This window comes from Dactylosporangium sp. NPDC048998 (genome assembly GCF_043197855.1).
Lineage (GTDB): Bacteria > Actinomycetota > Actinomycetes > Mycobacteriales > Micromonosporaceae > Dactylosporangium.
This window is the reverse complement of record NZ_JBICTV010000007.1, coordinates 323540-332104: the sequence shown is the minus strand read 5'-3', so window position 1 is coordinate 332104 and position 8565 is coordinate 323540. Positions and strand designations below refer to the sequence as shown.

Annotated in this window: 9 protein-coding genes and 1 pseudogene; 5 read left to right on the top strand and 5 right to left on the bottom strand. The window is 73.0% G+C overall.

Annotated elements, in window-relative coordinates:
• Positions 1–630: pseudogene (locus tag ACGFI8_RS20320) on the bottom strand (hypothetical protein); the annotation flags it as partial.
• 472 nt (positions 631–1102) lie between these two features.
• On the opposite strand from ACGFI8_RS20320, the gene ACGFI8_RS20315 reads away from it, so the two are divergent.
• The 4 genes from ACGFI8_RS20315 (at position 1103) to ACGFI8_RS20300 (ending at position 4902) form a co-directional block, all read left to right on the top strand.
• Positions 1103–2461 (top strand): pyridoxal-dependent decarboxylase, encoded by a 1359-nt coding sequence (locus ACGFI8_RS20315; RefSeq protein ID WP_392806894.1) that lies wholly within the window; start codon positions 1103–1105, stop codon positions 2459–2461.
• A gap of 171 nt (positions 2462–2632) precedes the next feature.
• Positions 2633–3289: a hemerythrin domain-containing protein gene (locus tag ACGFI8_RS20310; protein WP_392806893.1), complete on the top strand. Its 657-nt coding sequence runs from the start codon at positions 2633–2635 to the stop codon at positions 3287–3289.
• Between the two features lie 80 nt (positions 3290–3369).
• A complete protein-coding gene (locus ACGFI8_RS20305) occupies positions 3370–4230 on the top strand; it encodes an ATP-binding cassette domain-containing protein (RefSeq protein WP_392806891.1) in 861 nt (286 codons plus the stop codon).
• Positions 4231–4269: 39 nt separating this feature from the next.
• Positions 4270–4902: a DUF1772 domain-containing protein gene (locus ACGFI8_RS20300; RefSeq protein WP_392806889.1), complete on the top strand. Its 633-nt coding sequence runs from the start codon at positions 4270–4272 to the stop codon at positions 4900–4902.
• Here ACGFI8_RS20300 and ACGFI8_RS20295 read toward each other — a convergent pair.
• Together ACGFI8_RS20295 and ACGFI8_RS20290 are read right to left on the bottom strand one after the other, a co-directional pair.
• Positions 4884–5573, bottom strand: coding sequence for a 4'-phosphopantetheinyl transferase (locus ACGFI8_RS20295; protein WP_392806887.1), 690 nt, complete (start codon positions 5571–5573; stop codon positions 4884–4886). The genes ACGFI8_RS20300 and ACGFI8_RS20295 overlap by 19 nt on opposite strands.
• A gap of 17 nt (positions 5574–5590) precedes the next feature.
• Positions 5591–6073 (bottom strand): DUF1772 domain-containing protein, encoded by a 483-nt coding sequence (locus ACGFI8_RS20290; RefSeq protein WP_392806886.1) that lies wholly within the window; start codon positions 6071–6073, stop codon positions 5591–5593.
• Between the two features lie 112 nt (positions 6074–6185).
• Between ACGFI8_RS20290 and ACGFI8_RS20285 the strand changes: the two genes are divergently transcribed.
• Positions 6186–7130 (top strand): AraC family transcriptional regulator, encoded by a 945-nt coding sequence (locus ACGFI8_RS20285; protein ID WP_392806884.1) that lies wholly within the window; start codon positions 6186–6188, stop codon positions 7128–7130.
• A 56-nt stretch (positions 7131–7186) separates the two neighbouring features.
• Here ACGFI8_RS20285 and ACGFI8_RS20280 read toward each other — a convergent pair whose 3' ends face one another.
• Both ACGFI8_RS20280 and ACGFI8_RS20275 read right to left on the bottom strand, forming a co-directional pair.
• A complete protein-coding gene (locus tag ACGFI8_RS20280; RefSeq protein WP_392806882.1) occupies positions 7187–7885 on the bottom strand; it encodes a hypothetical protein in 699 nt (232 codons plus the stop codon).
• Between the two features lie 8 nt (positions 7886–7893).
• Positions 7894–8565, bottom strand: a complete 672-nt coding sequence (locus tag ACGFI8_RS20275; RefSeq protein WP_392806881.1) for a hypothetical protein — start codon at positions 8563–8565, stop codon at positions 7894–7896.

Sequence of the window (8565 nt, the reverse complement as noted above, 5' to 3'; positions counted from 1 at the left end):
GGAGTTGCTGTCGAAGGCGAAGAGGTTGATGCCGAGCAGGCCGGGGCCGCCGAGCAGGACGATGCCGTTGTTGGAGCCGGCGGCGCGGATGCCGACGGTGGTGTTGATCCGGCGGCTGTCGTTGCTGGAGGCCTTGGTGATGTCGCCGGTCTTGTCGGTGAGCTTCTTCGAGGAGGTCTGGTAGAGGTAGACCTTGGGTGGGCGCCAGTCACCCACTGATGCGGCGAGGCCTCTGGTCTGTTTGCTGAGCTGGCTGGAGCCGTATTCGCAGACGTAGTCGTCGTTCTGGACGGGTGTGCGCTGCCCGAGGCTGGTGCCGAGGGTGAGGCATTGGACGTTGGCGCCGGTGCCGAACCAGATCCGGTCGCCGGACTTGGTCATGCCCCAGACGTAGGACTGGTTCACCTTCGGCTTGCCCGTGGTGCAGGGCGGTCCGGGTGGGTAGGGCTGGCCGACCCCGGCGAAGCACTCGTCCGGCGCGGCCTTCGCCAGCAGCTCGGGTCCCGAGACCACCCGTGCCGTCTGGGTTTGGACGGCGCCGCTGGTGGCCGGGGTGGCGGGGAGCGCCGGTACGACCGCCAGGAGGGCTGCGGGTAGCAGAGATCGGGCGAAGAACAAGATCGTGAGCATGCTTGTCCTTTCATGCGGTACAGGTCCGTCGGCGGCAGTCGTCGCGGACATGGAGACAAGGGATCTGCAGACGGGCAGGGGCGGCCGCCGTCTCGTTCGGATGACGGGCACGGCGAAGACAGCGATGCCCGGCACCCTGGGCCGAGCGGGCGGCGAAGCCTGCCACGTAGGCGGTACACAGGTTGGAAGTCCGGCCGGAATCCGGCTGGAACAAGCCGGCGAACCGGACGGCCTGTGCCATGCGTGCATCTCAGCCCAAGGCGTCTACATCCAGGTTTGTACCAGACGGCCGACGTGCGAACCGGACGATCGGCGAAGAGAGTTCTGAATAACCGGGGACGAACACGCCCGCCGTGTTGTACGAATAGTGTGTCGCGGCCATAGCCCTTGCCCGGGCGGCGGACACCGTGCCGCAGCGGAACCGGCTGATCGTCGCCGGTTCGCGTTGCGTTCACGTTGCGGCCTCCAGAGCATGCTGTGCGCCCGGATCCTCACCCCGCCGGAGGAGCAGGCGTTGGATCTTGCGCACTGGCTGGACCGCTCCGTGGCGGAGGCCGCCGCATGGGCGGCGGACTTCGGCCCGGCGGTCCACCCTGCGCGGCCGGCGCCGCCGGGCCCCTCGGTCCAGTGGATCGACGACGAGACGTTCGCCGCGGCGTTCGAGGCGCTCACCGACCGGCTGCGGCGCGGCCGGCCGGTGTTCCATCCACGCTTCGTGGTCGGACCCGAGCGGCCCGCCCACCCGGCCGCGGTCGTCGGGCATGTCGCGGCGGCCCTCGCCGGCGAGGACGCCTATCCGGACCTCGCCGAGGAGGTCCTCGCCCAGCTCGCCGCGATGCTCGGCGTGCCCGGCGCGGCCGGCCGGCTCGCCGTCAGCAGCGCCGCTGCGCACCTCGACGCCCTCTGCGTGGGGCGGGAGGCCCGGCCGGGGCAGGGCGTCGCGTACGCCGCCGGCCGCGAGGGCACCCTCGGCCGGCTCTGCCGGGCGCTCGGCGTGCCGGGGCGAGCGGTGCGCGTCGACGGCCTCGGCCGGATCGATGTCGGCGCGCTCGAGGACGCGGTGCGCGACGGCGACATCGGCACGGTCGTGCTGACCGCCGGCGCGCCGGAGACCGGCGCCGTCGACCCCATCCACGAGGTGATCCCGCTGCGGGAGCGGTACGGCGTGCGTGTGCACGTCGACGCCTCCTACGGGGGCTTCTTCGCGCTGCTGGCGGCGCAGCGGGACGGCCGCGGCGGCGTCCGGCCCGAGCCCTGGGCGGCACTCGCCGCCTGCGACTCGATCGTCGTCGACGCCCACCGGCACGCGTTGCAGCCGGCCGGGTGCGCGGCCGTGTTCTTCACCGACCCCGCCGACGCCGCGGAGGCCGGCGTCGCCGACCCGCCGGGCGGTGCCGCGGTGGCCGCGCTCTGGCTCACGTTCCGGGTGTTGCCGCCGACCCGCGACGGACTGGGCCGGCTGCTCGCCGTGACCCGGCGCGCCGCGACCCGGTGGGCGGCGCTGATCCGGCGCTCCCCGCAGCTGGTCCTGCACCAGCCGCCGGAGCTCGACGTCGTCACGTGCCTGCCGGCGGTCGGGGAAGTGTCGGCGCTGGACCGGGCTGTCCTGCGGATGGTCCGGGACGGCGCGGCGGCGATCGCCGACCCGGTGTACCTCGGCACGATCCGGCTCGTCCGGGAACGCCTCGCGGCACGCCACCCGGGCCTGCGCATCGACGCCGCCGGCGCGCGGATCGTGCGAGCCGTGCTGCTCAGGCCGGAGACGGCGGCCGCCGTGGACGTCCTGCACCGCCGCGTCGAGCTGCTGGCCGCCGCGGCGCTGAGGGCATAGTCAAGTCTCGATCGCATCGTGGTCGAGGCTCGTCCCGGGACCGGCGAGACGACAGCACATGCAGTTGAGCTTCCCAGCTATGGATCGTCGCGAGGTCGCTGGCGTTCACTGGTAGTGGCGACGAATGCGCGAATTGCGACGCTCACGGTGGTTGGGGAGGCGGAATCAGCAATGGCACAGGTGCCGATGTCGAGCGAGCACGGTGTGCACGGCCTTCCCGAGCACGTGCGCGGGTTCGCGCTGATGCATGTCGCCATGCGCCGCGACGCCCGCCGGTTGACCGGAGCCGCCTCGGCGGTCACCGCGTCGTCCGGACCGGCGGTCGCGACGTGGTGGTCGCGGGTCCGGGGGGCCATCGACTGGCACCACCACAGCGAGGACGAGGTGTTGTGGCCGGAGCTTCGCCGTCGCGTGCGCGGGTTCGCCGCGCGCGAGGCGGCGATCCACGGCGACCACGAGGCCCTCGACGCGGCGATGGACGCGGTGTCCGTAGCGCTGACACCGCGCGGAGTGCAAGGGCTGACCGCGGCGGCGACGCGGTTCAGTACCGTGCTCCACGAACACCTCCGGGCGGAGGAGGACTTCGTGTTCCCGGTGTTCACCGAGGACCTCACCCCGCAGGAGTATCTGGCGATTGAACGGCGAGTCGTCGCCACGGCCCCCGCGCGCGTCATGGCGTATCTCCAGCCATGGATGTTCGACGGGGCCGACCGGCGGGCGGTGGCCAGTGTGGAGGCCACGATCCCGCCACCCGTCCGGCTCTTGGGCGGCACGGTGCTGCGCTGGCGGTACGAGCGCATGGTGGCACCGGTGCGATCGCTCATCTGAGCCGGGCGTCGTACCGCCTCGGGACGTCGACCCGGTTCCGTGAGCGGTCACCGCCGTCAGATCGCAACTGAGGAGAGTTGATGGAATCCATCAATGTCGCCGGGCCGGGCTGCGTGTGCAAGTCCGCGGGTGGTGGTCCGAACCGCCGGGAATCCCGGTTCGACCACGGCCCCAGAAGGCACACCAACCTGTTCTCGGACGGGACCAGGCGTACCACGGGACAGCCGGCGGCGACGCCGGGGCCCGTGCTGTCGGTCCGCGGGCTGCGGCACCGCCTCGACGGGGAGACGGTGCTCGACGACGTCGCGTTCGACGTCAGGGAGGGTGAGGGGTTCGGGCTCACCGGGTCCGCGGCGCTGCTCGACACGATCGGGCGAACCACGATCGTGCGCATGGTGTGCGGGCTCATGCCCGCCGACCCCGGGGTGGTGCTGGCCGGCGGGCAGCCGGTCGGCGGCACCGATGACGATCCGCTCGACGACCCGGCCGCCTACGTCGCGCACAGCGTCGCGGTGACGGCATCGCTGACGGTCGGCGATACGGTCCGGCTGTGGGCCCGGCTGCTCGGGCTGCCCGGCACGCTGGGACGGGAGCGGGCGATGGAGGTCCTCGCGCTGGCGCGCATCGAGGAGCACACCCAAACCCCGGTGGGCCGGTGCCCGGACGGGGTGCTGCGCGAGATGGGCCTCGCCGTCGCCCTGTTGCGACGGCCGCGGCTGCTCGTGCTCGACGAGCCGACCCGCGGGCTCAACCCGCGGAGCCGGGAACGGTTGCTCGAGACGGTCAACCGGGTCCGTGGCGGCGGTACGGCCGTCCTCTACGCCGGCCGCGACGTGGCGGAGGTGCGTGAGGTCTGCGACCGGATCGGTGTCCTGGACCGGGGTCGCCTGGTGGCGCAGGGCCGGCCGGAAGAGCTGCCGAGGCTGCTGACCGCAGCCTGAGAGTCAACCAACCAACGAACAGCAGGGGGAACACGGACCATGGCAACTCTCGGCAACAGCACGGCCCGCCCGGCGCCGGCCGGCACCCCGTCGACCGGCGGGGGGCAGCGCGTCGCCGGCGCGCTGCTCATCGCGTCCGTCGTGTGCATGGGCCTCATGGCCGGGCTGTTCTGGGGATTCGACATCTCCGTCATGCCCGGTCTCGGCGACTCCGACGACCGTACCTTCGTGACCGCCATGCAGCACATCAACGCCGACATCGAGAACGGCCTCTTCGGCCTCGTCTTCGTCGCCGCGCTGCTGCTGCCGGCGGCGGCGGTGGTGGTCCTGTTCGCCCAGCGGCGCCGCGGCGCGGCGCTGTGGACGGCGCTGGCCACCGTCGCCTACTTCCTCGTCCTCGTGCTCACGATGGGCGTCGAGGTACCGCTCAACGACACCCTCGCCCGGGCCGGCTCGCCGGACCGGATCCCGGACCTGCACAAGGTGCGGACCGATTTCGAGGGCGTCTGGGTGACGGTCAACCACTTCCGCACCCTGCTGTGCACGATCGCGGTCGCCGGTCTCGGTCGCGCGCTCTCCCTGCACGCCCGGGCACAGCACCAGCCCCTCACCCAGCCTCTCGCCCAGCCCTACGCCCAGCCCCGACCGCAGCCCTACTCGGGACCGCGGTGACCGTCCGGTCCGTGCTCGCGCCTGTTGCTCGCCGTGACCGCGGCGAGCAACAGGCCGTTGCGTGCCAGCCAGCGGCCGGCGAACCGGGCCGGCCCCGGGGCGGTCCCGGCCGTTGCGGCCAGGATCTCGGCGGTGAAGGTACCGGCGGGATCGATCGTGACCACCGCGTCGCCGAAGCCCAGCCAGCGGCGGGTGAGCGGATACCACGCCTTGTAGGCCGCCTCCTTGCCGCAGAACAGCAGCCGGTCCCAGCACACCGACCCGTCGGCCCGGCCGAGCCGCGCGAGCTCCGCGCGCTCGACGGGCCCGGCGACGAGCCCCAGCACCCCGTCCGGCAGCGGGGCGTGCGGCTCGGCGTCGATGCCGACGGCGGCGAACGCGTCGGCCCGGGCCACCGCGGCGGCGCGGTAGCCGGCGCAGTGGGTCAGGCTGCCCACCACGCCGTGCGGCCACCGCGGCGCGCGGCTCGCGTCACGCAGCACCGGCACCGGCGGCAGGCCGAGCTCACCCAGGGCACGGCGGGCGCAGGCCCGCGCGGTCGCGAACTCCGTGCGCCGCTTGGGGTCGGCGCCGGCGACCAGCGCCGCCTCTTCGGGGAACAGCGGCGCGGGCGCGCGGTCGTCGAAGGCTTCGGCCGACCGCACACCCGCGGGGAGGATCGTCTCGATCAACGCTCGATCGCCCCGGCTCAGACGACGCAGGCCGCGCACAGCGCGCCGAACGCTCCGATCGCGGAGAGCGTACGGACCAGGTGGAGCCGCACCCACGGGCGCTCGAAGCGGGCCCGCACCGCGGCCGGGTCGCCGATCCGGCTTACCGCGCCGGCCGCGTCGAGCTGGATGTTGAGCGGGATGTTGCCGCGCACGGTGATGCCGAAGGTGACGAGGTACAGCACGAGCCCCGCGACGATGAGGACCAGGCGGGTGGTTTGCCCGGTGCCGATGTGCAGCACCAGGGCGAGCGCGGTGAACAACACCGAGCCCATGAAACTCAGAGCGAACCAACCGTTCTGGATGGACGAGTTGATGCGCTGCATGACGTCGATGAACACCCGGTCGTCGGTGCGGCTCAGCGCCAGCATGACCGAGCAGGCATAACCGTAGAAGAGGCCCGCGATGAGACCCATGGTCAGGGTGGCGAACACGAGCGCCGCCTCACGAACCAACTCCATGCCGTTCTTCCTTTCAGGATCGCCTTGCGTCAATCTCAGTGAAATGCCTTCGACGCAGAGGCGCCATGGTTCTTCTACTCATTTTCATGCGCCTGCGTCTACAATTCGGCCTATGGACGCGCTCACCGGACTGCTCGACCAGCCGAGGGCGCGGGGGGCGTTCCTGTTGCGGTCCATGCTCACCCCGCCCTGGTCGTTGCGGATCGAGGACGAGGCGCCACTGTCCGTGGTGACGATGGCGCGGGGCGAGGCGCTGATCGTGCCGACGACCGGCGAACCGGCCTGGCTGCGACCGGGTGAGATCGCCATCATGCGCGGCCCGGATGCCTACACGATCTGTGACGGTCCCGAGACCCCGGTGCAGATCGTGATCCATCCCGGGCAACGGTGCACCACGATCGATGGTCTGGACATGGGCGGTTCGCTGAACGCCGGGGTGCGCACCTGGGGGAGCAGCTCCGAGGACAGCGCCGATATCATGCTCAGCGGCACCTACCAGCTGCACAGCGAGGTCAGCCATCGGCTGCTCGGCGTGCTGCCGCCGATGATGGTGCGCCCGATCGGCGCCGGGGAGCGGCCGCTCGTCGACCTGCTCGCCGCCGAGATCGTGCGCGACGAGCCGGGGCAGGAACTCGTCCTCGACCGGCTGCTCGACCTGCTCGTGGTCACCGTGCTGCGGTCCTGGCTGGCCAGCCCGGAGGCGCCCACCCCTGCGTGGTACCGGGCGCAGCGCGATCCGGTGATCGGCGCGGCCCTGCACATGCTGCACGCCGACCCGGCGTACAACTGGACGGTGGCCAATCTGGCCGCCAAGTCCGGGGTGTCGCGCGCCGCGCTGGCCCGGCGGTTCACCGAACTGGTCGGCGAGTCGCCGATGAAGTACCTGGCGAACTGGCGGCTCACGCTCGCCGCCGACCTGCTGCGCGAGCCGGGCGCCACGGTGGGCAACGTCGCGCGGATGGTCGGCTACGGCAGCGCGTTCGCGCTGAGCACCGCGTTCAAGCGGGTCCGGGGGGTCAGCCCGCTGGAGCACCGCCGGGCCGCCCTGGACCAGTAGTGGCCCGGCCTCCGCAGTACGTGACGGCGGGCACGGCCGGGCCGGTGGCGACGCGGTCAGGAGCCGGCCGGATCCCCGGAGTGGCAGTGGTCGAACGCGGCCAGCCAGCGCTCGAGGTCGCCGGCGCGCAGCAGCGAGGTGCCCACGAGCAGGCCCGCGTAGCCGGCCGCGAGCAGCCGCGCCGCCGCCTCGGGGCGGTCGATGCCGCTGGCGCTCACCGGGCACCGGGTGCCGCTGTCCAGCACCGCCCGCAGCAGCCCCAGGCTGCGTTCGATGCCGCCGCCGCTGCGCTCGCGGGTGTTGATGTCCTTGTTGTTCACCGCGACCACGCACGCGTCGGCGTGCGGCAGCCCGGCGATCTCCGCGGCGGAGACGACCTCCACGAACGGGGTGAGGCCGAGCTCGAGGGCCGCGCCGACCAGGCGGTGCAGCGCGGTGCGCGGCAGCAGCCCGGCGGTGAGCAGGACGGCCGACGCGCCCAGCGTCCGGGCCGTGTGCAGCTGCGCGGTCCGGGTGACGAAGTCCTTCTGCAGCAACGGCAGCCGGGTCAGCGCGGCGACCTCGGCGAGCAGGTCCGGCGAGCCGCCGAACCACCGGCCGGTGACGACGGACAGGCACGGCGCGCCGGCCGCGGTGTAGGCGGCCACCACGTCCGCCACCGGCCGGTCCCCGACGAGCGGGCTGCCGTCCGCGTCGGTGCGCTTGATCTCCATCACGAACGGCCGCGCCGCGCCGCGCAGAGCGTCGATGAACATGACAACCCCTAGGTTGGTACCGCGGCGCGCCAGCACCGCGTGATGGCCTCGACCCGCGCCGCCGCGAACTCCCCGTCGGCGTCCCGCGCCGCGGTGTCGACGTCGACGCCGTGGAACAGCGGATGCGCGGCGACCTCCGCCTGCTGCTCGGTGACCGTGTCGCAGAGGCCGCCGGCGAGCAGGAACGGCCGTTGCAGCCGCGCCGCGAGGGCGAGGGCCGCGCCTGCGGCGAGCTGGCGGCCGGTGCTGCCGACCCGCCCGTCGGCGGAGACGGTGTCGAGCAGGAACAGGTCGGTGCCCGCCCGCTCGTAGGCGCCGATGAACCGCTCCTCGAGGCAGATCCCGTCGCGGATGTGGAGCACCTTCACGACGGTGACGGGCGCGGCCGTCTTGAGCGCCTTCACCACGCCGGGCTGCTGGTACGCGTGCAGCTGGACCCACCGGACCCCGGTCACCCCGACGATCCGCGCGAGCCGATCGGGGTCGCCGACGAAGGTGACGAGGACCGGCTCGGTGCCGCCCGTGGCGAGGCAGCGCCGGGTCAGGTCGGCGGCGATGTCCAGGGGCAGCTCCGCGTGGCCGCCGGGCACGCCGTGCCACAGGCCCACGAGGTCGGCACCCGCGCCGGCGAGGAGCCGGACGTCGGCCCGGCTCCTCGCTCCACACACCTTGATCCGCAC